The organism is Vibrio qingdaonensis (assembly GCF_026191675.1).
GTDB lineage: Bacteria > Pseudomonadota > Gammaproteobacteria > Enterobacterales > Vibrionaceae > Vibrio > Vibrio qingdaonensis.
The window spans coordinates 1-236 of record NZ_JAKRRY010000213.1; the positions used below are offsets into that span (position 1 = coordinate 1).

Genomic DNA, 236 nt, shown 5'->3' on the forward strand with positions numbered 1-236 from the left:
TCAGCCAAAATAGACAGGCTACCTAACGTAGTACCCACAGACGTCCCCGCGCCTGCGTTAAAGACATTTTCACCGGCGTCTTCATCGCTAATCACCAGTTGCTCAGAGGCGATAAGGTTATTGCCCACCGCACCCACATCTTCGGTCAGTTCAGCGGATTCACCACTGACGATAGTTGGCGCACCGTCCACCCCTTGAATGGTCACAACAATATCTTGATAGCTGCTGCCATCAAT

General features: G+C 51.7%; 1 protein-coding gene. It reads right to left on the bottom strand.

Going from position 1 to position 236, the window contains the following annotated elements; genetic code table 11:
* The coding region (locus tag MD535_RS26065) for a hypothetical protein (protein ID WP_265678157.1) at positions 1-236 on the bottom strand (236 nt) is incomplete at both ends.